At 68.0% G+C, this 21,431-nt stretch carries 20 protein-coding genes and 1 tRNA gene; 12 read left to right on the top strand and 9 right to left on the bottom strand.

Features of this window, described 5'->3' with window-relative positions:
- Positions 1 to 261 precede the first annotated feature (261 nt).
- A complete protein-coding gene (locus ACWF4Z_RS28215) occupies positions 262 to 1,089 on the bottom strand; it encodes an undecaprenyl-diphosphate phosphatase (protein WP_452246171.1) in 828 nt (275 codons plus the stop codon).
- Positions 1,089 to 2,141, bottom strand: a complete 1,053-nt coding sequence (locus tag ACWF4Z_RS28210) for an LLM class F420-dependent oxidoreductase (RefSeq protein WP_452246170.1) — start codon at positions 2,139 to 2,141, stop codon at positions 1,089 to 1,091. The genes ACWF4Z_RS28215 and ACWF4Z_RS28210 overlap by 1 nt, the downstream gene beginning before the upstream one ends.
- Positions 2,142 to 2,192: 51 nt before the next feature.
- On the opposite strand from ACWF4Z_RS28210, the gene ACWF4Z_RS28205 reads away from it, so the two are divergent.
- Both ACWF4Z_RS28205 and ACWF4Z_RS28200 read left to right on the top strand, forming a co-directional pair.
- Complete coding sequence (locus tag ACWF4Z_RS28205) at positions 2,193 to 3,134, top strand: aldo/keto reductase (RefSeq protein WP_452246169.1); 942 nt, start codon at positions 2,193 to 2,195, stop codon at positions 3,132 to 3,134.
- A 22-nt stretch (positions 3,135 to 3,156) separates the two neighbouring features.
- A complete protein-coding gene (locus tag ACWF4Z_RS28200) occupies positions 3,157 to 3,342 on the top strand; it encodes a DUF5703 family protein (RefSeq protein ID WP_452246168.1) in 186 nt (61 codons plus the stop codon).
- Here ACWF4Z_RS28200 and ACWF4Z_RS28195 read toward each other — a convergent pair.
- Together ACWF4Z_RS28195 and ACWF4Z_RS28190 are read right to left on the bottom strand one after the other, a co-directional pair.
- Positions 3,326 to 4,342 (bottom strand): LuxR C-terminal-related transcriptional regulator, encoded by a 1,017-nt coding sequence (locus ACWF4Z_RS28195; protein WP_452246167.1) that lies wholly within the window; start codon positions 4,340 to 4,342, stop codon positions 3,326 to 3,328. The two genes, ACWF4Z_RS28200 and ACWF4Z_RS28195, sit on opposite strands and share 17 nt — an antisense overlap.
- A gap of 10 nt (positions 4,343 to 4,352) precedes the next feature.
- Positions 4,353 to 4,772 (bottom strand): ester cyclase, encoded by a 420-nt coding sequence (locus tag ACWF4Z_RS28190; protein ID WP_452246166.1) that lies wholly within the window; start codon positions 4,770 to 4,772, stop codon positions 4,353 to 4,355.
- An 82-nt stretch (positions 4,773 to 4,854) separates the two neighbouring features.
- On the opposite strand from ACWF4Z_RS28190, the gene ACWF4Z_RS28185 reads away from it, so the two are divergent.
- From ACWF4Z_RS28185 to ACWF4Z_RS28175, 3 genes are read left to right on the top strand one after another with little or no spacing between them, the layout of a single operon-like run.
- The gene (locus ACWF4Z_RS28185) at positions 4,855 to 5,325 is read left to right on the top strand and encodes a MarR family winged helix-turn-helix transcriptional regulator (RefSeq protein WP_452246165.1); all 471 of its coding nucleotides are present in this window, start codon (positions 4,855 to 4,857) and stop codon (positions 5,323 to 5,325) included.
- Complete coding sequence (locus ACWF4Z_RS28180) at positions 5,322 to 6,128, top strand: ABC transporter ATP-binding protein (RefSeq protein ID WP_452246164.1); 807 nt, start codon at positions 5,322 to 5,324, stop codon at positions 6,126 to 6,128. Before ACWF4Z_RS28185 ends, ACWF4Z_RS28180 begins: the two co-directional genes overlap by 4 nt.
- The gene (locus ACWF4Z_RS28175) at positions 6,088 to 6,906 is read left to right on the top strand and encodes an ABC transporter permease (RefSeq protein WP_452246163.1); all 819 of its coding nucleotides are present in this window, start codon (positions 6,088 to 6,090) and stop codon (positions 6,904 to 6,906) included. The genes ACWF4Z_RS28180 and ACWF4Z_RS28175 overlap by 41 nt, the downstream gene beginning before the upstream one ends.
- Here ACWF4Z_RS28175 and ACWF4Z_RS28170 read toward each other — a convergent pair.
- Positions 6,796 to 8,055, bottom strand: a complete 1,260-nt coding sequence (locus ACWF4Z_RS28170; RefSeq protein ID WP_452246162.1) for an MFS transporter — start codon at positions 8,053 to 8,055, stop codon at positions 6,796 to 6,798. The genes ACWF4Z_RS28175 and ACWF4Z_RS28170 overlap by 111 nt on opposite strands.
- 73 nt (positions 8,056 to 8,128) lie before the next feature.
- Here ACWF4Z_RS28170 and ACWF4Z_RS28165 point away from each other — a divergent pair, with 73 nt between their 5' ends.
- From ACWF4Z_RS28165 to ACWF4Z_RS28155, 3 genes are all read left to right on the top strand, one after another.
- Complete coding sequence (locus ACWF4Z_RS28165; RefSeq protein WP_452246161.1) at positions 8,129 to 8,992, top strand: LysR family transcriptional regulator; 864 nt, start codon at positions 8,129 to 8,131, stop codon at positions 8,990 to 8,992.
- 110 nt (positions 8,993 to 9,102) lie between these two features.
- Positions 9,103 to 9,873, top strand: a complete 771-nt coding sequence (locus ACWF4Z_RS28160) for an SDR family NAD(P)-dependent oxidoreductase (protein ID WP_452246160.1) — start codon at positions 9,103 to 9,105, stop codon at positions 9,871 to 9,873.
- A gap of 69 nt (positions 9,874 to 9,942) precedes the next feature.
- The gene (locus ACWF4Z_RS28155) at positions 9,943 to 10,560 is read left to right on the top strand and encodes a lysoplasmalogenase family protein (RefSeq protein ID WP_452246159.1); all 618 of its coding nucleotides are present in this window, start codon (positions 9,943 to 9,945) and stop codon (positions 10,558 to 10,560) included.
- Positions 10,561 to 10,700: 140 nt separating this feature from the next.
- Here ACWF4Z_RS28155 and ACWF4Z_RS28150 read toward each other — a convergent pair whose 3' ends face one another.
- On the bottom strand, positions 10,701 to 12,899 hold the full coding sequence (locus ACWF4Z_RS28150) for a DUF222 domain-containing protein (RefSeq protein ID WP_452246158.1): 2,199 nt from the start codon (positions 12,897 to 12,899) through the stop codon (positions 10,701 to 10,703).
- A gap of 213 nt (positions 12,900 to 13,112) precedes the next feature.
- On the opposite strand from ACWF4Z_RS28150, the gene ACWF4Z_RS28145 reads away from it, so the two are divergent.
- The 3 genes from ACWF4Z_RS28145 (at position 13,113) to ACWF4Z_RS28135 (ending at position 17,832) form a co-directional block, all read left to right on the top strand.
- Positions 13,113 to 14,810 (top strand): right-handed parallel beta-helix repeat-containing protein, encoded by a 1,698-nt coding sequence (locus ACWF4Z_RS28145; RefSeq protein WP_452246157.1) that lies wholly within the window; start codon positions 13,113 to 13,115, stop codon positions 14,808 to 14,810.
- A gap of 162 nt (positions 14,811 to 14,972) precedes the next feature.
- Positions 14,973 to 16,655 carry an L-lactate permease gene (locus ACWF4Z_RS28140; protein WP_452246156.1) on the top strand — a complete coding sequence of 561 codons (1,683 nt, stop codon included), beginning with the start codon at positions 14,973 to 14,975 and terminating at the stop codon, positions 16,653 to 16,655.
- Positions 16,656 to 16,695: 40 nt separating this feature from the next.
- Positions 16,696 to 17,832, top strand: a complete 1,137-nt coding sequence (locus ACWF4Z_RS28135; protein ID WP_452246155.1) for a cation:proton antiporter — start codon at positions 16,696 to 16,698, stop codon at positions 17,830 to 17,832.
- On the opposite strand, the gene ACWF4Z_RS28130 is transcribed toward ACWF4Z_RS28135, so the two are convergent.
- Positions 17,829 to 19,145, bottom strand: a complete 1,317-nt coding sequence (locus tag ACWF4Z_RS28130; RefSeq protein WP_452246154.1) for a M20/M25/M40 family metallo-hydrolase — start codon at positions 19,143 to 19,145, stop codon at positions 17,829 to 17,831. The genes ACWF4Z_RS28135 and ACWF4Z_RS28130 overlap by 4 nt on opposite strands.
- Before the next feature lie 28 nt (positions 19,146 to 19,173).
- Positions 19,174 to 19,653 carry a VOC family protein gene (locus tag ACWF4Z_RS28125; protein WP_452246153.1) on the bottom strand — a complete coding sequence of 160 codons (480 nt, stop codon included), beginning with the start codon at positions 19,651 to 19,653 and terminating at the stop codon, positions 19,174 to 19,176.
- Between the two features lie 136 nt (positions 19,654 to 19,789).
- Here ACWF4Z_RS28125 and ACWF4Z_RS28120 point away from each other — a divergent pair.
- Positions 19,790 to 19,875 (top strand) — tRNA-Leu (locus tag ACWF4Z_RS28120).
- 277 nt (positions 19,876 to 20,152) lie between these two features.
- Here ACWF4Z_RS28120 and ACWF4Z_RS28115 read toward each other — a convergent pair.
- Positions 20,153 to 21,118 (bottom strand): 1-aminocyclopropane-1-carboxylate deaminase/D-cysteine desulfhydrase, encoded by a 966-nt coding sequence (locus tag ACWF4Z_RS28115; protein ID WP_452246152.1) that lies wholly within the window; start codon positions 21,116 to 21,118, stop codon positions 20,153 to 20,155.
- Positions 21,119 to 21,431 lie beyond the last annotated feature (313 nt).

Raw genomic sequence — 21,431 nt, 5'->3', positions numbered from 1 at the left:
GTGTGGGTCAAGGGTCGAAGATCGCGCAGCGACGCCGAAGGCGCCCTTGACGCACACCACCGCGACTGGCACCATCACGCAGCCCGGAGACCGCGACACCACAGTCTCTGCAGGGCCCGGCCGCATCACAGTCGTTCTGCGCAGACCACACGAGCGGCGAACCCACCATCCGCGCCCCCGCCGAAGGCAGCAACAGGCCGCGAAGCGGCGACCGAGCAACTCACGCAGCTTTCCCTTGTTCTTCAGCTTTCCCTTGGTTTTCTAGGTCGCTGTGATTGTGCTCGTGGCCAGCAAGATCAGGATGACGAGGCCGACCAGGATGCGGTAGAAGGCGAAGATCTCGGTGGTGTGTTTGGCGACGAAGCGGATCAGCCAGGCGACCGACGCGTAGGCGACGACGAAGCTGACGACCGTTCCGACGAGCAGCGGCACCACGCCGACATGCCCGCCCATCGCATCCGGCAGCTCGAAGATCGCCGCGCCGACCAGTGCCGGGATCCCGAGCAGGAACGCCACCCGCGTCGACGCGACCCGGTCGAGCCCCCGGAACAGGCCGGCCGAGATCGTCGCACCCGAACGCGAGACGCCGGGGATGAGCGCCAGGCACTGCACGATGCCCATCACGATCGCGTCGACCAGGGTGATCTTCTCCAGCGGCCGGCGCTTCGACCCGAGCCGTTCGGCCGCGACCATGAAGAACGACCAGACGATCAGCGAGGAGGCTACCCACCACAGGCTGCGGAGCGGTCCGGAAATGATGTCCTTGGCAACGTATCCGACGACGCAGATCGGCAGTGAGCCGACGATCACGTACCAGCCCATCCGGTGATCGAACTCGCCGCGGTACTCGGGCTTGGTGAGCCCTTTGAACCAGGCAACGGCGTACCGGCTGATGTCCTTCCACATGAACAGAACCACGGCCGCGATCGCGCCGAACTGGATCACTGCGGTGAACGCGGTGATGGACGGGTCGTCGATCTGCAGGCCGAGCGCCTTCGAGGCGATCGTCAGGTGGCCGGTGCTGGATACGGGCAGGAATTCGGTCAGACCCTCGACGATGCCGAGGATGATGGAGTCCCAGATCGTCATCAGTTGCCGACTCCGGCGAGGTCGAGGGCTGCTGCGACCGTGCGCAGATCGGCGATCCGCTGCTCCAGCGTCGAGGCGAACGGCGTCACGGCCACCGTCGTCGCACCGGCTTCGGCGTACGCGGTGAGTTTCTCGGCCATCCGCTCCTTGCCGCCGAGCAGCGAGATCGAGTCGATGAACCCCTGCGGTACGGCGGCCATCGCGTCCCGGTGCTGTTTGGCCAGGTAGAGGTCCTGGATCTGCTTGGCCTCCTCGGCGTACCCCATCCGGACCGCGAGCGCGTTGTAGAAGTTCTTCTCCCGGCTGCCCATGCCGCCGATGTAGAGAGCGGCGTACCCACGGATCGGTTCGGCCGCGGCCTGCAGGTCGTCGCCGGACATCAGCGGTACGGACGCGACGACGTCGAAGCCATCCAGTCCGTCGTGGCCGGACTTCGCGCGACCCGTCGAGATCTGGCTCAGTTGTTCACCTAGATAGGCGGGGTCGTTCAGGATGCCGAGCCAGCCGTCGGCGATCTCGCCGGCCAACTCGAGGTTCTTCGGGCCGACCGCGGCCAGGTAGATCGGGACGTGATCGCGGAGCGGCCGGCTGGACAGCTTCAGTGCCTTGCCGGGACCGTCCGGCAGCGGCAGCGTGAAGTGCTCTCCATGGAACTCGACGGTCTCGCGGCGCAGGGCGGCGTTGACGATCGCGACGTACTCGCGGGTCCGGGCCAACGGCTTGTCGAAGCGGACCCCGTGCCACCCTTCGGACACCTGCGGCCCGGACACGCCGAGGCCGAGGCGGAACCGGCCGCCGGAGAGCCGGTCCAGCGTCGCCGCCGTCATCGCGGTCATTGCCGGGGTCCGGGCCGGGATCTGGAACACGGCCGCGCCGACGTCGATCGTCGTCGTCTGCGCGGCGATCCAGGTCAGCAGGGTGGCGGCGTCCGAGCCGTAGGCCTCTGCCGCCCAGGTGACCGAGAAGCCGAGCGACTCGGCCTCCCGGACCAGCGCCAGATGGTCGAGGTGCTCGTCGCCGAAGACGAAGCCGATGTTCAGTCCGAGTCGCATGACTGGCGAGCCTAGCGAGCCGTTGTCGGTGGGCCGCAATAGGCTCGGGTCATGCAGCAGCGCTATCTCGGTCACAGTGGACTGGCGGTGAGCAGGCTCGCCCTGGGCACCATGTCCTGGGGACGGGACACCGACGAGCACGAAGCCCGGGAGCAACTCGCCGCGTTCGTGGCCGCCGGTGGCACGCTGATCGACACGGCGGCGGCGTACGGCGACGGTGACAGCGAGCAACTGATCGGGTCGCTGCTGGGCGACGTGGTCGATCGCGACGACCTGGTGATCGCCACGAAGGCCGGGTTCAGTGTCCGCCGGGGTGAGCGGATCACCGACACCTCGCGGGGTGCTCTGCTGCGGGACCTCGAGGGTTCGCTGCGACGGCTGGGCGTCGACTACATCGACCTGTGGCAGCTGCACACCTGGTCGGACGACGTGCCGCTGGAGGAGACGCTGTCCGCGCTCGACCACGCCGTCAGCTCGGGCAAGGTCCGCTATGTCGGCATCTCGAACTACGCAGGCTGGAAGTCGGCCCGCGCGGTCACCTGGCAGCAGGCCTGGCCCGGTCGCGCCGTCCCGGTGTCGAACCAGGTGGAGTACTCGCTGCTCGCCCGAGACGCCGAGGCGGACGCGATCCGCGCGGCCGGCGGGCTGGGGATCGGCGTGCTCGCCTGGTCGCCGCTTGGGCGCGGCGTGTTGACTGGAAAATACCGGACCGGCATCCCGGCGGACTCGCGGGCGGCGTCTCACCATTTGTCCAGATTCGTCGACCCCTACCTGGACGGTCGCGGTTCAGGCATCGTAGAAGCGGTCGCGCGCGCCGCTGACGGGCTCGGCTGGACTCCGCTCGAGGTGGCACTCACCTGGGTGCGAGACCGGCCCGGAGTGTCGTCGGCGATCGTCGGGGCCCGGACTGCGATGCAATTGAAGTCCGTGCTGGGTGTGGAAGAGCTCACCCTGCCGCCGGCGATTGTGGCGGCGCTGGAGGATGTGTCGTGAAGTAGTGGTGCTGGAGGCGCCGATGGCCGAATACGAGTTACAGCAGTTCGAAGTGTCCAGGACCGAGTCGCGCGGCGCGGTCCGCCGGCTCCTGACGGACCACGCCGAGTACGGCGGCTGGGAGTTGGCCCGCCTGCGCCGCTATCCCGACGGCACCCGCAGAGTCTGGCTCCGCCGCCGCATCATCCGGGTCATGCGGACCCTCTGAGCAGGGCGGTCACCAGTTCGCGGCGGCTGCCGACGCCGACCTTGTCGTACGCCGCGCGGACATGCTCCTGCACGGTGTGCGGCGACAGGCACAGCCGCTCGACGATCTGCCGCGTCGAGAATCCCTGGAGCAGCAGCTCGGTCACCCGTTGCTGAGCCGGCGTCAGCCCGTGCAGATCCAGCAGCAGCGACCCGAGCCCGGCCGAGCTCATCGGTTCGATCACCACGGCCGTCCGGCCGGTATCGCCGAGCAGCGACGCGTACAGCTCGACCCACTGGCCGGCCCGGGTCCGGACCTTCACCCGAGTCGTTCCCGGCGCGAGCCTCATCCGCGCCGCCACCGATCGGACTGCGACCGGCAGTTCGGTACGGCGTTCCGGGTCCAACTCGGTCAGCCAGTGGTCGGCCTCCGCCGTACTCGACTCCAGACCGAGTGCTGTGTCGAGCACGACCACGCCAGGCCCGAGGTCCGCGGCACTCACCGGGTCCGAGCGGAGGCCGCGCCTGAGACCCTCCCCGAGATGCGGCGCGAGGCGTCGTACCAGCTGGATGTCTCGCTCCGAGAATCCCGCGTCGGCCGCCTCCCGGTGCAGGCAGATGACGCCCCAGCAGCGGCCGTTCGACACCAGCGCGGCACGGAGCTCGTCGCCGAGGCCGAGCGGGCGCATCACGTCGGCGTACCGGGCGCTGCTCCCCCAGTCGCCCTTCGTCGCGTGCCCGAGCGAGTTGACCGGATCGCGGGCGGCGGCGAGCGCGGCGAACTTGTTCACGTCCGGTTGCCCGAACTCGTTCGCCAGGAACTGCTCGGTCACGTCACCGAGCGGCTCGTCCACACTCACCGAGGTGAACAGCACCGTCGAGGGGTCGACCGTCGCGAAGAACGCCGCGTCCACCGTGAGCAGACCCCGCAACCGGGTGAGCACCTCAACCCGCAACGCATCGGCGTCCAGCCCCACATAGCACCGCTGGATGAGCACTTCCAGGCGATCCGCCGCCCCCATGATGGTGATGCTACGCCGGTACGACGCCCAATTGCTTGAGAAAACCGAGGTCGTCCAGACGGCCCCAGCGCTCGACGATCTGGCCGTCGCGGAGTCGCCAGATGTTGATTCCGGGCAGGCTGACGGTCTTGCCGCTCGGCGCGACCCCCATCACCTCGGCCCGGTGCGTCCCGCCGGCCGTGAACCGCTCGACGACGATGTCGCCTTCCGCGATCAGCGCGTGCAGGTCGCTGTGCCAGTCCGGGAAGCCGGCCCGCATCATCACGGCCGCACTCCGCATCCCCTCGCGATCCGGCGTGACCCCGAACGGCGGGTCGTTGTTGAGGAAATCCTCGGCGAGGTACGTGTCGACCGCGCTCAGATCCCCCTTGGTGAACAGTCCGTCGATGAAGTCCTTGACGACGGTCTTGTTGCTCTCTGTTGTCTCCATGCCATCGATGCTGTGCCAGGTCGCCGGCCCGGCCTACCCCAACTAGCTGAAACATCTCTGCTTCAGAGGTATTGTGGCGTGCGTGAACACGACGGACGTTCTCGCCGAGGAACTGCTGGCGACGTTGGGATTGGTGCGGCGGCATCTGCGCCGGACGGCCGGGCGACCGCTTGCGCTGTCGTCCTTGAGCGGCTCGCAGGCCGAGCTGATCCGGACGGTCCGCCGCAATCCGGGCATCTCCGTCACCGACGCCGCAGCCGAATTGGGTCTGGTCGCGAACACGGTGTCGACGCTGGTCGGGCAGCTCACCGAGCGCGGGCTGCTGTTGCGCGAGCCGGACGAGGCCGATCGCCGGATCGCACGGCTGACGCTGACCGAGCCCGCCCGTGAACAGGTCGAGGCCTGGCGCGATCGACGTACGGCGCTCGTCACGCAGGCGCTCGAAGGCCTCGACGGGGACGAACGCGAGGCCTTACGGGCCGCCTTGCCGGTCCTCGGCGTACTCGCGGAGCGGCTGCATCCCGAGCAGGAGTTACAGAAGGAGTCCGTATGAGCGTTCCGGCCGTGGAGATCACCGGGCTGAGTCATCACTTCGGCGAGCAGCTCGCCGTCGACAATCTGGACCTGGTTGTCTCACCAGGTGAATGCTTCGGCCTGCTCGGCCCCAACGGAGCCGGCAAGACGACCACCCTCCGGGTGCTCAACACGCTGTATCCGCCGCAATCCGGGACGGTTCGCGTGTTCGGGCTCGACGTCCGCACCGATGCGATGGCCGTACGGCGGATGCTCGGCTACGTCCCGCAGCAGCTGTCGATCGAGGGTGCGCTGACCGGTCGGGAGAACGTGTCCTGGTTTGCGCGGTTGTTCGACGTACCGCGTCGTGATCGCGCCGGGCGGGTCGCCGAGGTGCTGGAGATCGTCGACCTGACGGACTCCGCCGATCGGCTCGCATCGACGTACTCCGGCGGCATGGTCCGCCGGCTCGAGCTCGCCCAGGCGCTCGTGAACCGGCCTGCACTCCTGGTGTTGGACGAACCGACAGTCGGGCTGGACCCGGTCGCTCGGGACTCCGTGTGGGCTCGGGTCCAGGAGATGCAGGAGCGGTACGGGATGACCGTGCTCCTGACGACGCACTACATGGAAGAGGCCGACCTGCTGTGCGACCGGGTCGCGCTGATGCACCAGGGCGAGCTGCGTGCCGTTGGGACGCCCACCGACCTCAAGGCTGAGCTTGGGCCTGAGGCCAGCCTCGAAGACGTCTTCCGCCACTACACCGGCGAGAGCCTCGCTACCGCAGAGAAGGGGACCTTGCGCGATGTCCGTGGCACCCGCCGCACCGCCCAGCGCATGGGCTGAGACCAGGCTCCGGGCCACCATCCGGCTGTTCTCCCGCATCGGCACGTTCTGCCTGGTCGAGCTGCAGAAGCTGCGGCACGACCGGACCGAGCTCGTCACCCGCGCGATCCAGCCGATCCTGTGGCTGGTCATCTTCGGGGAGACGTTCAGCCGGATCCGCGCGATCCCGACCGGCAACGTCCCGTACCTGGACTATCTCGCGCCCGGGATCATCGCGCAGTCCGCGTTGTTCGTCGCGATCTTCTACGGCATCCAGATCATCTGGGAACGCGACGCGGGCATCCTCACCAAGCTCCTCGTCACGCCGAGCCCGCGCTCGGCGCTGGTGGCGGGCAAGGCGTTCGCGGCCGGGGTGCGGACCATTTCGCAGGCGATCGTCGTACTGATCGTCGCCGCGCTGCTCGGCGTCGGCCTGACCTGGAACCCGTTGAAGCTCCTCGCGGTGCTCGTGGTCGTGGTCCTCGGCGCGGCGTTCTTCTCATGCCTGTCGATGACGATCGCGGGCCTGGTGCTGCGCCGCGATCGCCTGATGGGTATCGGTCAGGCGATCACGATGCCGCTGTTCTTCGCGTCCAACGCGCTGTACCCGGTCGACATCATGCCGACCTGGTTGCGCGTGGTCAGCCACGTCAATCCGCTGACCTACGAGGTCAGTGCACTGCGCGGCCTACTCATCGGCCAACCGACCAACTACTGGCTCGACTTCGGCGTACTGATCGTGGCTGCTGTTGCTGGTATCTGTGCGGCGGCGTCGCTGCTCAGCCGTCTCGCTCGCTAGGAGGACGAGGACCGATACGCAGGCGGTGATGATTCCGGCTCCGAGCAGCGTGTGCTCGGCGCCGAGTGTGGCGATGATCGGTCCGCCGATCAGCAGGCCCGCGGAGCTGCTCGCGTTGACCACGACCGCCTGACCTGACAACAACGCTCGCCGGTCGGCCCCGGTCGACTCTCGAGTGATCAGCAGCGAGATCGCGGCGATCCCCAGCACGACTGTTACGCCGGCCAGTGCGCTGAAGGACGCGATGACTGCGGGCGTCGTCCAGATCCCCATGCCGATCCAGCACAAGCCCATGCAGGCCCACGCGATCGATGCCAACGGCACCGGATTCGTACGGCGGATGACCGCTAGCGAGATCGCCGTACCGATCAGCGATCCCACGCCGTAGCCGGTCATGCCGGCGGCGAGATAGACCCCGGGTCGGCCGCGTTCGGCGCCGATCACGGACAAGCCGAGGGTGAAGGCGAACCAGGTGACACAACCAGTGCCCCGAACGATCCAGCCGTAGAGCACGTCGCGTCGTCCTTCGAGACTCGCTCGAATCGACGGCGTCGCCGTGCCCTCCTCCCTCGGCGTTCGCTCCGGCCGCACACTGCAGGCCAACAGACCCGCGGCGAACACGGCGGCTGCCTCGATCCACAGCAGGCCGTTGGTGAGGTTGGCCGCGACGGCCAGCGCACCGACGGTTGGCCCGATGAGCATGCCGACGCGGCGGAGGCCGTCCTGCCAGGTGAGCAGTACGACGGCCTTTCCCTCGCCCCAGCGGTCTCCGGTGTCGGCCAGGAGCGCCGACCTGCCTGGGCTCGACAACGCGTCACCACAGCCGAGAAGCAGTCCGCTGACCACGAGCAGCCATGGCGTCAGCAACCCGAGCTGAGCGGTTGCCGGTACTGACGCCAGCGCGAACGTCGACACCGCCGCGACGATCGCCAGCCGCGGACCCGAGTCCACCCATTGACGGGCCTTGCGCGCCCACCACGGCGACAACAGGACCGGTACGCCGGCTGCACCGCCGACCAACCCGGTCGCGGCGACGGATCCCGTCTCCCGCAGGATCACCAGCGGCAGCGCGACCTGGGTGATCCGCATCGCGAAGTCCGCCGCTCCCCCGCCCGCCAGCAATGCGAAGGCTTCGCTCCTGGCTCTCATGCCTTTGATTCTTTGAGGTTTCGAGCATTCCGGGTACCTGTCAGGACTTACCTGGTTGCCATAGGCTGGACCTATGACCTCATTGCCAGCGGTCGAGGATCTGCGGCTGGTCCAGGCGATCGTCCGGACCGGCGCGGTCGGTACCGCCGCCCGAGAGCTCCGCATCGCGCAGCCGTCGGCGTCGCAACGCCTGAGCCGACTGGAACGCATGTGCGGGACCAAGCTGTTCGAGCGCGACACCCGCGGCGCCCGCCCGACCGCGGCCGGCGCCGAGCTCGGCAGACGGGCCGACCACATCCTCGGCCACCTCGAGGAGGTGTACGACGCCACCCGCGCGGCCGCTCGGGGTCAGCGCATGGTCGTCGGGACCTTCGCGAGCCTGGCTCCGATCCTGTTTCCGGTCCTGGACGCCGACCTGCCCGACCTGGATCTCGAGCAACAGGTCGACCACGGTCACTTCCTGGTCGAACGCGTCGCCGAAGGCACGATGGACGCCGCCTTCATCGCGATCGCCGACCAGATGACCCTGCCCCGCGGGACGATCGCCCGCCGGGTCGGCCGGGACGAGCTCGTCCTGTTCGTCCCACCCGGCGCCCGTCCACCTGGCCGCGGTCGGCAACCGCTCAAGGATCACCCGGTCGCGTTCAAGACCTACGACCGCGGAGACGAGGAGATCCACGCCCGCCTGGTCGCCCTGGGCGCGAGCCCGCGCCGCGGCGTCACCCTCAGCACGGTCGTCGCCATGGCCCGCCGCCGCTCCCACCTCGCCCTGGTCCCCCGCAGCGCCCTCGCCGCCGAGCTACGCCCTGGCGAACACCTCACCCCAGCCCCCTTCCACTACCGCGTCACCCTTTCCGTCGTCACCACCCCCACCCCGCCCCGCCCGTTGATCCAGCACCTCCCCCGGCTCCGAACCACCCTCAACCTCACCCCTTGACCACGATGGTCCGATGCGCCCAACAGCGCCCCCTGCCTCTCCACCTGACCGCTTGACCATGGCTTCGGCGACAATGTTGTGATGAAGCTTCTTGTGTTGGTGTCGCGCTGATGGGTGTCCTCGACAAGTTCTCACTGGCCGGACGCACAGCCTTGGTGACCGGCGGCTATCGAGGCCTTGGTCTCGCCTTCGCCACCGGGCTGGCCGAAGCCGGCGCCAACGTGGTGATCGGAGCGCGAGACGCCGAGGCATCGAAGCAGGCGGCCGCCGAACTCGCCGAATCAACCGGTCGGACTGTCATCGGCCTCGGCCTCGACGTCAACGACCGAGCATCCGGCCGAGCCGCGATCGAGGCTGCGCTAGCGGCAACCGGACAGTTCGACATCCTGGTCAACAACGCCGGCACCTGCTTTCACCGACCGGCTCTCGACGTACCCGACGACGAGTGGGACGACGTCTTCTCGACGAACGTCGACGGCCTGTGGAAACTCAGCCAGGAGTCCGCACGCCACTTCGAGACCGTGGGCGGCGGCACGATCGTCAACATCGGCTCGATCTCCGCGCAGATCGTGAATCGCCCCCAGTGGCAACCGGCGTACAACGCGTCCAAAGCCGCGGTCCATCAGCTCACCAAGTCCCTGGCCGCCGAGTGGGCGCCGCTGAACATCCGCGTGAACGCGGTGGCACCCGGCTACGTCAAGACCGAGATGGCTCCCGTCGACGACCCACAGTTCAAGCCCCGCTGGATCGACGACGCGCCGATGCGGCGCTACGCCGTACCCGAAGAAATCGCGCCGACGGTCGTCTTCCTGGCCTCCGATGCCTCGAGCTTCATGACCGGCTCGGTGATCGTGATCGACGGCGGCTACACCCTGCACTGACGGGCCGGCTCGTTGAACTTGTCATGAACAGCGGCGGCTCACGGCCGTTCGTACGGCAGACTCGGCTCCATGAACCTGGGGCGGTTGGCGCGCGGGCGACGGTTGTTGACGGCGTTCTGGGGTACGACGGCCGTGCAAGTCGCGGCCGTCGCCTTTGACGTCAAGATCCTCAAGCAGGCCAGCAAGGTGTCGCTGATGCCGCTGCTCTGGTCCTGGTCGCGGGCGAACGACGCTCCCCCGCTGCTCCAGGCCGCCCTGCTGGCATCAGCCGCCGGCGACCTGCTCCTCGAGACCGATCTGCAGCTGGCCGGCATCGCCGCCTTCGCCGCGGCTCACGCCTGCTACCTGGCCGTCTTCCTCGCCGATCCGGCCCAACGGTCCTGGCGCGTGCTTGCGGCGTACGCCGCTCTGTGGGCCGCACTCATCGCGGTCCTTGCACCAGGCCTCGGCAGTCAGCGGATCCCGGTCGGCGCCTACGCCTTGTTGCTCACGGCAACCGCCATCGCGTCACGCTGGCACAACCCGCGGAGCGGTCTCGGCGGAGCGCTGTTCCTGATCTCCGACGCGCTCATCGCGATGCGCCTGTCCGGCCGCGACTTCCCCGGCCGCGGCGCGCTGACGATGTCGACGTACGCGATCGGTCAGTACCTACTCACCTCGGGCGTCACCCAGTCCCGGAGGCGCTAGACCTCCCGTCCCCACCGGGCCACTGATCATCAAGACCCCAACCTTGGGGGTCTCTGCCCCATCCGAGGCGGGATCGGCGGTTGGCGGTGATCCACATCGCGGCTCGTCCTTTCAGCGGTCATGGAGCAGTCATTGAGCGGTCAGGCTTGGGTCTGCGGGTCTGTGCGGGTGACTGGGTGGGTTCCGGTGGGGTCGACGTGGAATGTGAAGCCGTGCGGCGTGGTCCACTCCAGCGTCTTGCGGTCGATGCGCCGTACCTTCCAGCCGCGGGCGTGGGTCTTCACTCGGTGGCTGCGGCGGCTGAGGGGTGCCAGGTTCTGGGTGCTGGTTTGGCCTGGCGGGCCGAGGGGGTCGTACGGCTGGATGTGGTCGAGGTCGATGCCTTGGTGGGATACTCGGGTGCCGTAGGGGAACACTTCGACCGGGTGGATCAGCTTGATGCGTTCGCGGATCTTGTCGGGGATCTCGTAGGCGTCGACGCTGACGGCGTCGTTGAGGTCGATGATGGGCTTGACGGTGTAGGGGCCGTGGCCGATGAGTTCGGTGAGTTGGTCGGCGATGAGGGGGCCGATGGCTTCGGCGCGGAGTACGCCGGTGCCGGTGGCCAGGGTGTGGTCAGTCAGGTGGACGTAGATCTCGGTCTGGCCGGGCCGTAGGCGGCCGGCTGCACTGCTCGTACCGGCCGCACTGCTCGTACCGGCCGCACTGCTCGTACCGGTCGCACTGCTCGTACCGGCCGCACTGCTCGTACCGGCCGCGCGGCTGGTGGTGTCGGAGCGGGTGTGGTTGGGGGTGTGTGCGTCGCGTTTGATCTGAGCGAGGCGCACGTCTAATGCTCGTTGGGCGGTGGGGTCCATCGGTTGGCCGTCGTCGGGCTCGACGCACAGGCCGGGATCGAATGGCTCGACCGGCGTCGGACTTGGGTTGTCGAATGGATCTCGGTAGTCGGGCTCACTGGGGTGGCATGCATCGCGATCAGCCTCGGCGTACAGGCTGGGTTCGTCGTACCAGTCCGTCAGTAGCTCGTCGTCGTCCGCCCAGTGCTTCGATCCGGCGTTGTGGCTTGAGGAGTCCTGCAGACGAGCGGCTTCGCTCGGGTCGACCGCCGACGGCGTCACCGGCTCAGCGGCACGGTACATACCACCGTGCGCCCCGTCGTGACTGCCGCTGTCTGTGCCACCATTCGCGGTGGTGTGCGCGCCGCCGTATCCGGCGCCCATGCTGCTGTGCTCGCCGCCGGTGCCGGGACGTGTGCTGCTGTGCTCGCCGCTCGTGCCGGGACGTGTGCTGCCGTGCTCGCCGCTCGTGCCGGGACGTGTGCTGGTGTGCGTGTCATCGTGTCGGCCGCTGTCTGTGCTGGGACGTGTGCTGGTGGGCGTGCGACGGCGCGGGTCACTGTGGGGGGCTAGGGGTGTGCGCTCGGGTGTGGCTGCGTCGGCGATGGGTGTGAAGGGCTCGGCGTCGGTGGGGACAGTGGTTGGTTCCGGGTGGGTGGTGGGCGGAGTGGTGGTGGCCGTCGTGCTGGCCGTGGGGGTGGGGTTGGTGCGGAGGTGTTCTTGGGCTTGGGCCAGGAGTTCTTGGGTGTAGCGGGGGTCGGCGCTGATTCCGACTGCTTCGGCCAGGCGGGTTTGGGTGGAGCGGGTGTCGCCGAAGATCTTCAGGGCTTCGGCGATGCTGGTGAGGGCGGCCTTGTAGCGGATCGCGTTGCCGGAGGCGGTGCGGATGTGGATGGACTTGGTCCCGTGGTCGTCGGAGCGGCCGACGTAGACGCCGCGTTCGCGGGCCTTCTGCTGAGCCTTGGCGCGGGCTGCTGTGGGGTCGGCGTGGGCTTGGGCGGCCTTGACGATGTTTTCGAGGCGTTGTGGGGTGACGGTGTCGACGCTGCGGGCGAGGCGCTTGTCGACGGTGGCGGCGGAGTCCTGGTCTAGGTCGTGGCAGGCTTCGGCGATCTTGCGGGCGCGCCAGGCGGTGGCGGTGCCGGCCTGGACCTTGGCGCCGATCCGGGGGAATCTGTGCCGGAGTGCGAGGGCCTCGCCGATGTAGGCCGCGGCCGCGTAGGTCGACATCCCGAGCACGGCACCGAACTCGGCCGGAGCGAACTCGGCGATCTCGGGGCAGCCGTCGCCACCTAGAACGATTCCGCGTTCCCGGCCGCCGGCAGCATCGCGACCGAGGTGACGGCCGGGGCGAGGTGGGCAGGTGTCGGGGTGGTGGCGGTCGGCAAATAGTTGGGCGTGTTCGAGGAGGCGGGCTTCGAGGCGGTTGATCTCGGCGCGGTGATCGGCGGCCGACTCCAGCAGGTCGGTCGTCGATAGCGAGGTGAGATCTCCGTCGAACATGTGTTCTATTCTACGCCGCCAGCCGGTGCATGCAAAATCTTGGATGGCTCATAACCCTTTATCCACAAGGGGAAACGTCACATCGGAGGGTGGCTTCGAACGGTGTAGGAGCCGGTCTCGGTCCCAGCCAACCGAATTGGCGGCTGGATCCGCGGCGACGATCAGGCAGACTCTCGAGCCACCATGCGACGGGCAATCCTATAGGATCTGCGGGTGTCGACTGATATCGATGTAAGCGAGTTCGGGGCGGATCCATCCGGCCTCGAGGGCAGCACCGAAGCGGTGGCGGCCGCGATCGCGTACGCGAAGGAGCAGCCGGGGCCCACACGGCTACTCTTCCCGACCGGGACCTACGAGTTCTTCCCGGATCGGGCCGTACCGCACGAGCTGTACCTTTCGAACACGGCCGGGGCCGATCCCGCCGTACGGTTCAAGCGCTTCGCCCTCTTCGTGGACGGCGTCGACGACCTCACGATCGACGGGCAAGGGTCCCAGTTTCGGCTACACGGCCAGCTGGGCCTGTTCGCCGTACTGGGGTCGGCCCAGGTCACGGTGACGAACTTCGAGTTCGCCCAGAGCGCGCCGCGGATCATCGATCTGACCGTGCTGGAGACCGGGCCGGGCTACCGGGTGGTGCAGGTTCCCGCGGGCAGTCCGTTCGCGGTCAGCGATGGTCAGGTGGAGTTCTCGACCGAGCCGAGCCCGTACGACGACGCCCCGTACTGGCGCTTTCGGCCGGCCGAGCTGATGGCCGGACAGGTGGTGTTCGACGTCGCTGCCGGGCTGGCGACGCGCAGCTATCCGTCCCTGTTCGAGGACGCGGTCTCGTTCGCGGATCTCGGCGAACGGCGGCTGCGGATCGGGTATGCGTCGAACGACGTACTCGATGGGCTCGGGCTGGTGTATTCGGTCCGCGAGGTCACGCGGGACACCGCGGCCGGGTTCATCTGGGAGTCGGAGCGCGTGGCCGTCACCGGCCTGACCGCGCGCTATCTGCACGGCTTCGGCATCCTCGGCCAGTTCAGCACCGACATCGTTGTGTCTGGCAACGAATTCGCCGCCGACCGGGAGCAGGGCCGGGTCGCAGCGGCGTTCGCCGATTTCGTCCAGCTGTCCGGTGTCAAAGGCTCCGTCGAGATCGTCGGCAACACCTTCGACGGCGCCCACGACGACGCGATCAACGTCCACGGCACCTACCTCCCGGTGGTCTCCGTCGAGGGCCGCACCCTGATGCTCCGCTATGCGCACAACGAGACGGCCGGGTTCCCGCAGTACCACGTGGGCGACGAGGTCGAGCTCACTCATCGCTCGAGCCTGCGGGCGATCGGCGGTGGGCGGGTCACCAAGGTCGAAGGGCCTACCGGCCGCGACTCACGGTCGCTCACCACGACAACCATCACCCTCGACACCGATCTCCCGGCCGATGTCATCGGTGACCCCGAGGCGTACGCCGTTGAGAACGTCACCTACACCCCATCGGTCCGGATCGCCGGCAACACCTTCCGCAACCTGGCGACGCGAGCCGTCCTGCTGACCACGCGCGGGACCTCGGTGATCGAAGGCAACACCTTCGACGGGATCGACATGAGCAGCATCCTGATCACCGGCGACGCGTCCGGCTGGTTCGAGTCCGGACCGGTCCGCGACCTGACCATTCGCGGCAATACCTTTCGCCGGCCGAGCCCGCGGGACCCGGTGATCGCGATCGCGCCCGGGAACACGGTCGACGCCGGGCCCGTCCACGAGAACATCCGGATCGAGGGCAATACCTTCGCGGCCACCGGCGTACTGGTGGCCGCGCGCAACGTGCACAACCTCACCATCCGGGACAACCATGGCACCGGCGCGGCGGATCCTTTCGTCGTCACCGCGTCGACCGGCGTACTCGTGGAGCGAAATCTGCGCTCGTAGGGTGGTTGCCGAAGGCTACCTTCGGACCTTTTTCGGGCGCCACCGAAATGGACCTTTCGGCCTCGAAGTTCCATTCGGACTTTCGTCTTGTAAGCGTTTGCCGACGAGTGTTAGCGTCCCCCTCGCCCGACTGCGGCACAGGTCACGAGTGAGGAGATCGACGTGGGCTGGATCCAGGACTACCAACCGGCCGGGCCGTTGTGGCTGTCCGCACTGATGGCCGCCCTCCCGGTGGTCGTCCTACTCGTTGCGCTCGGCATCGCTCGCCGGTCGGCGCCGTTGTCGGCCGGGCTTTCGTTGCTCACGGCATTGGTCGTGGCGCTGCTGGGGTACGGGATGCCGACCGGCCTGGCGTTCGACTCGGCCGCGATGGGGGTCGTGTTCGGAATTTGGTCAGTGGCGTGGATCGCTTTCCATGCCGTGTACTTCCACAACGTGACGGTGGCGACCGGGCGGTTCGAGCACATCAAGGGCGTGCTGGCCGGGTTCAGCGAGGACCGCCGGCTGCAGGCGCTGCTGATCGCCTTCGGCTTCGGCGCGTTGCTCGAGGGGGTCGCCGGCGGCGGCTCGCCGATTGCCATCACGGCGGCGATGATGGCGGCGCTGGGGTTCCCGCCGATCCGCGCGGTGGTGCTCGCCTTGCTGGCCAACACCGCGCCCGTGGCCTTCGGCGGCCTGGGCAACCCGTTGATCGTGCTCGGCCGGCTCACGGCACCGATCCTCGGCATCGACCAGGGCACCGCGACCGACCAGTTCTCCGCGATGGTCGGCCGGCAGGTGCCGATCCTCGCGCTGATCGTGCCCGCGTTCCTGGTCGTCGTGATGGCCGGGTGGAAGCGGATGCTCGAGGTGTGGCCCGCCGTACTCACGACCGGCCTGACGTTCGCCGTACTGCAGTTCGTCACGTCGAACTTCATCAGCCCGAGCCTGGTCGACGTGATCGCGGCGCTCGGGGCGATGGGTGCTTTGTGGGTGCTGACACGGTTCTGGCAGCCGAGTACGACGTGGCACTTCGATGACGAGCAGGTACCGGCGCGGACCGACGCCGTACCCGTTGTGCACAAGGGTGCGCTGCACGCGTGGACGCCGTACGTCATCCTGATCGTGGCGATCTTCCTGTCCCGGATCGGGTCCATCATCAAGGGACTGCCGACCTGGCTGGACCTGAGCGCGCTGCTGCACCGGGCCGACTGGAAGTTCCCGTGGCCCGGGCTGCACAACCACGTGATCCAGCATGCGCCGATCACCGCCAAGGACACGCCGTACGCCGCCACGATCACGATCGACTGGCTGTTCTCGCCGGGCACGATCGCGCTGATCGCGGCCGTGATCGCCGGGTTCGCGATGGGCGCGCGGCCAGGGCTGCTGGTGGCGACGTACCGCAGGACGCTGCACCAGATGCGCTGGGCGCTGCTGACGATCTTCCTGATCCTGGCCATCGCGTTCGTGATGAACTACTCGGGCGCGACGCAGACGCTCGGGCTCGCGCTGGCGACGACCGGGGTGCTGTTTCCGCTGTTCTCGGCGTACATCGGCTGGCTCGGGGTGTTCCTGACCGGCTCGGACGCATCGGCCAACAGTCTGTTCGGGCCGATGCAGGTCATCTCCGCGCAGCAGTTGCACATCAGCCCGATCCTGGCCGGCGCCACCAACACCGCGGGCGGGGTGATGGCGAAAATGATCTCACCGCAGAACCTCTCGATCGGCGCCACCGCCATCGGCCGGCCCGGCGAGGAGGGCAAACTTCTCCGGCTGACCTTCTGGTGGTCGGTGGTGCTGGCGCTGGTTGTCGGCCTGATCGCGCTGCTGCAGGCGCGGGTACTCACCTGGATGATTCCGGGCTGACCTCCGCGGAACGTCGGCCTGGAGGGGTCAGAATGGGCCGATGAGCTTCACCATGCTGGCCGTTGTGATTGCGGTCGGGCTCCTCGGGCCGCTGTTGGCGCTGCGGCGCGGCTGGCACATACCGGTGGTGCTCGGCGAACTGGTTGCCGGCGTACTGCTCGGTCAGACCGGGATCGGCTACCTGGACGCGTCCGACCAGCGGTTCGCGTTCCTCGCCGACATCGGGTTCGGGCTGGTGATGTTCGTAGCCGGGACGCATGTGCCGGTCCGCGATCCTGGCCTGCGGCGGGCGCTCCAGCCGGGTGCGCTCCGGGCCGTGCTCACCGGGATCGTCGCCACCGGGCTGGCGTTCGGGCTGGATGCTGTCTTCGACACCGGGCATGTCGCGCTGTACGCCGTACTGATGGCGTCGTCGTCGGCCGCGTTGATCCTGCCGATCGTGGACTCGCTCCGACTCGGCGGGCCGCCGATCGTCGAGCTGGTGCCACAGGTCGCGCTCGCCGACGCCGCCTGCATCGTGGCGCTCCCGCTGGCGATCGATCCTCGGCACGCCGGCCGGGCGGCGCTCGGGGCGTTGGCGGTCATCGCCGCCGGAGCGGTGGTCTATGTGTTGCTGAATCGAGTCGAGCGCAGCGGCGTACGACGTCGAGTCCACGACGTGTCCGAGGATCGGCAGTTCACGATCGAGCTCCGGGTGAGCCTGCTGGTGCTGTTCGCGCTGGCCGGTCTGGCCACGGCGATGCATGTCTCGATCATGCTGGCTGGTTTCGTCCTGGGCCTGGCCGTGGCCGCGGTCGGGGAACCGCGGCGACTGGCCCGGCAGCTGTTCGCACTGACCGAAGGCTTTCTCGGGCCGGTGTTCTTCGTCTGGCTCGGCGCCTCGCTCGACCTGCGCGAGCTCGGTGCGCATCCTTCGTGGCTCGGCCTCGGATTCGCGCTCGGGATCGGCGCGCTCGTCAGTCATCTCGCCGGGGTGCTCACCCGCCAGCCGGCGAGCATCGCAGCGTTGTCGGCGGCGCAGCTCGGCGTACCGGTCGCTGCGGCGACAGTGGGTACGACGTTGCACGTCCTCCAGCCGGGTGAGCCGGCCGCGCTGCTCGTCGGCGCACTGGTGACGATCGCGATCAGCACGGTCGCCGGCGGGATCGCCGTACGCCGTGGGCTGGTTGCCGACTAGGCCTCGTCGAGGAACCGATCCAGGACTCGCGAACCGAACTCCAGCGACTGCGTGGGCACCCGCTCGTCGATGCCGTGGAACATGCCCATGAAGTCGAGGTCGGGCGGAAGCTGCAGCGGGACGAACCCGAAGCAGCGCACGCCGAGGCGGCTCCAGGACTTGGCGTCGGTGCCGCCCGACATCAGCAGCGGGGCGGTCCGGCTCTGCGGGTCCTCGGCCGCGAGGCAGACCTTCATCGCCTCGACCAGGCCGCCGCTGAACTCGGTCTCCAGCGCGATGTCCTCGACAACCGTCTCCCGCTGCACCTTGTCGCCGAGCAACTCGTCGATCGTGGCGAAGAACTCGTCCTCGTACCCCGGCAGGAACCGCCCGTCGATGTGCGCCTCGGCGTCGCCCGGGATCACGTTCACCTTGTAACCGGCGTTCAGCATCGTCGGGTTGGCGGTGTTGCGGATCGTCGCGCCGAACATCCGGCTGAAGCTGCCGAGCTTCGCCAGCGTCGCGGTCATGTCCTCGGGGTCGAGCTCGACCTCGAGCACGTCCTCCAGCGTCTTCAGGAACTCCCTGACCGTCGGCGTGAGCCGCAACGGCCACTCGTGCCCACCGATCCGCGTCACCGCCTCGACCAGGTTGGTGACCGCGTTGTCGGTATTGACCATCGACCCGTGCCCCGCCGTACCGCGAGCCTTGAGGCGCATCCAGTTCATACCCTTTTCGGCGGTCTCGATCAGGTACAGCCGCAGGTCGTCCTTGACCGTGATCGAGAACCCGCCGACCTCCCCGATCCCTTCGGTGCAGTCGGCAACGGTCTCGGGGTGGTTGTTGATGAGCCACTGCGCGCCGTACACGCCGCCGGCCTCTTCGTCCGCGGTGAACACCAGCCGCACCGGCCGCCGCGGCTTCACGCCGGCGCGCTGCCTCGCTCGGACGACGGACAGCACCATCGCGTCGAAGTCCTTCATGTCGACCGCGCCGCGACCCCACACGCACCCGTCGAAGATCTCCCCGGCGAACGGATCGACCTTCCAGTCCTTCGGATCGGCCGGTACGACGTCCAGGTGCCCGTGCACCAGGAGTGGGTCCGCATCCTGGTCCTCGCCGTCCCAATGGGCGACCAGGCTCGCCCGGCCCGGCTCGGACTCGTAGATCGTCGACTCGATCCCGACCTCGTCGAGCTTGGCCGCGACATACTCCGCCGCCACCCGCTCGCCGTTGCTCTTGCCGTTGCCGTAGTTCGTGGTGTCGATCCGGATCAGCTCACTGCAGAGCTCCACGACTTCGGCATCGGCGGCGTACGTACGGTCAGCAGGCATGGTCCATATCCTGCCCCACCCGGTTACCTCAGAGCACTTTGAGTCCGTACATCTCACCGAGTGGGTCCGCGATCAGCTCGATCCGGGCGCCGTCCGGGTCGCGGAAGTAGATCGACGTACCGCTCTCCTCCAGGTACTCGATCCCCGCCTCGTCCAGGTTGCCCCGCAGCCGCGCCCACTTGGCCGGCTCGACCGAGATCGCCAGGTGATGCAGTCCGCCGAGGACTTCGGCGTACGGGCCGAGCTCCAGACCGGGGAAGTCGAAGAACGCGAGAAGGTTCCCGTTCCCGATGTCGAAGAAGAAGTGATTGGAGCCCTCGTAGTCGCGGTTCCCGACGATCTCCGTCAGCGGGAACTCGAGCACGCCCTGGTAGAACTTCACCGTCCGCTCGACGTCCCCACACAGCAACGCCACGTGATGCAGCCCGCGTGCCGACGTCGCCCCACCCTCCTTCAGGTACGTCGTCCTGATCCGCTCCCGCTCAGCCTCGATCGCCGCCAGATCCATGTCCACCCCTCTCCCAGGCTTCGAAACTACCCCGCCCACCACCCACCGTCACCACCCTCACCCTCCCGATGTGAATTCCACCCATGGTCTTTGCTAAGGTTCTCCGGTCAGCACCGCTCCGGCGGTCAGACCACTCGTCCGGGTGGCGGAATAGGCAGACGCGCTAGCTTGAGGTGCTAGTGCCCTTTACGGGGCGTGGGGGTTCAAGTCCCCCCTCGGACACAAACCAGGCGGCCTTTGGGCCGCCTGTTCTGCTTCCTCGGCCCGGTCCATCGGACACCGCCTTCGGCGGCGACTGTTCTTTCGGCGCCTCCGGCGCGAGCACATCTCGCGCCCACGTAATCACTCAAACAAACCGCCCGTCACACGACCCCTCGCGCCGGGCACGCGCGCTCCTTCGTCGCGTGCTCCGCCCTTGCGCCCCACCCGCCTCTCTCGCGCGGCTACCGCCGCTTCCTTCGAGAGCCCTCCGGACGACTGCGATTCGTAAACGCCGCCGCTAAGCCCGCTCCTTCGTCGCGTGCACGCTGCTTGCTCCACCGGCGTCAGCCGACACCGCCTCCGGTTCTCCTGGAACGTCGCCAGACCCACTGATCAAGGCAACGATCGTCGTGCCCCTCGCAAAGGCATTGCGAGCCACCTGGTCGAACAGTGCGTACATCATCTTCGCCTCGTACACCCAGTCCAACCGCACACCGTGCCGCACCTCGAAGTCGTCGATGAAATCGCCGAGCTCTGACGTCCGCTTCGCGTAGCCACCGAAGTGGTAACCACACTCGAGCCGCCACACCCCGGTACGCGCGCCGTACACCTGCTCCTGCAGCGCAGCGATGTCGCCCTCAAGGAACTCCCCACCTTTGAGCACCGGCACCCCAATCACTAGCTGGTCCGGCCGCATGCCGGCAGCCACACCCGCGAGCGTCCCGCCGGTGCCAACCGCACAAAACACGACGTCGACCGACGCATCCAACTCCGACGGCAACTCAGCACATCCCCTAACCGCGTCGGCATTGCTGCCGCCCTCAGGAATCAGATAGAAGTCGCCGAACTCCTGACGCAGCGCCCCGATCACAGCCGCTGTGGTCTTCGCCCGGTACGTCGTCCGGTCGACGTACATCAGCCGCATACCGCGCGAGACGGCGTACCGAAGCGACGAGTTGAGTGGCAGATGCTCTTCACCCCGCACCACACCGATCGTGCTGAACCCGCACAACGACCCGACCGCCGCAGTCGCCCGAAGGTGATTCGAGTACGCCCCACCAAACGTCAGCAGAGTCTCGAACCCCAACTCCCGGGCAGTCGCGACGTTGTACTTCAACTTCCGCCACTTGTTCCCCGGCACTTCCGGATGAATCAGATCATCCCGCTTCAGCAGGACCCGCACCCCCGCAGCCCTCAACCGCTCATCGTCGATCTCAACAACCGGCGACGGCAACCGAAGCCCCGCAGTCAGCCCGTCCTCCACGCCGCCAGCATGCCACGCTCCCCCGATCCGGCAGCCAAGCGACGTCCCTCCATGCTTGCCTCGCATACTGCGTGTGCCCCTCGGACACAAACTCGGGCGGCCCATCGGACGCCTGTTCTGTTTCCGGTCGCCGGTCCATCGGACACCGCCTTCAGCGGCGACTGTTCTTTCGGCGCGTGCACATCCCGCGCCGGAGGCGCCAAACCAACTGCCGGTCACACGGTCCCTCGCGCTGGGCCTGCGCGCCAACGCCACCAGAGTCGGTCGCATGTCGATAACAGCATCGTTCTGTACGGGCGGCTGCCGTTGGGCG

It is taken from the genome of Kribbella sp. NPDC055071, assembly GCF_053608045.1.
Note: the sequence above shows the minus strand (reverse complement) of the source record. Positions and strands in the feature narration are given on the sequence as shown.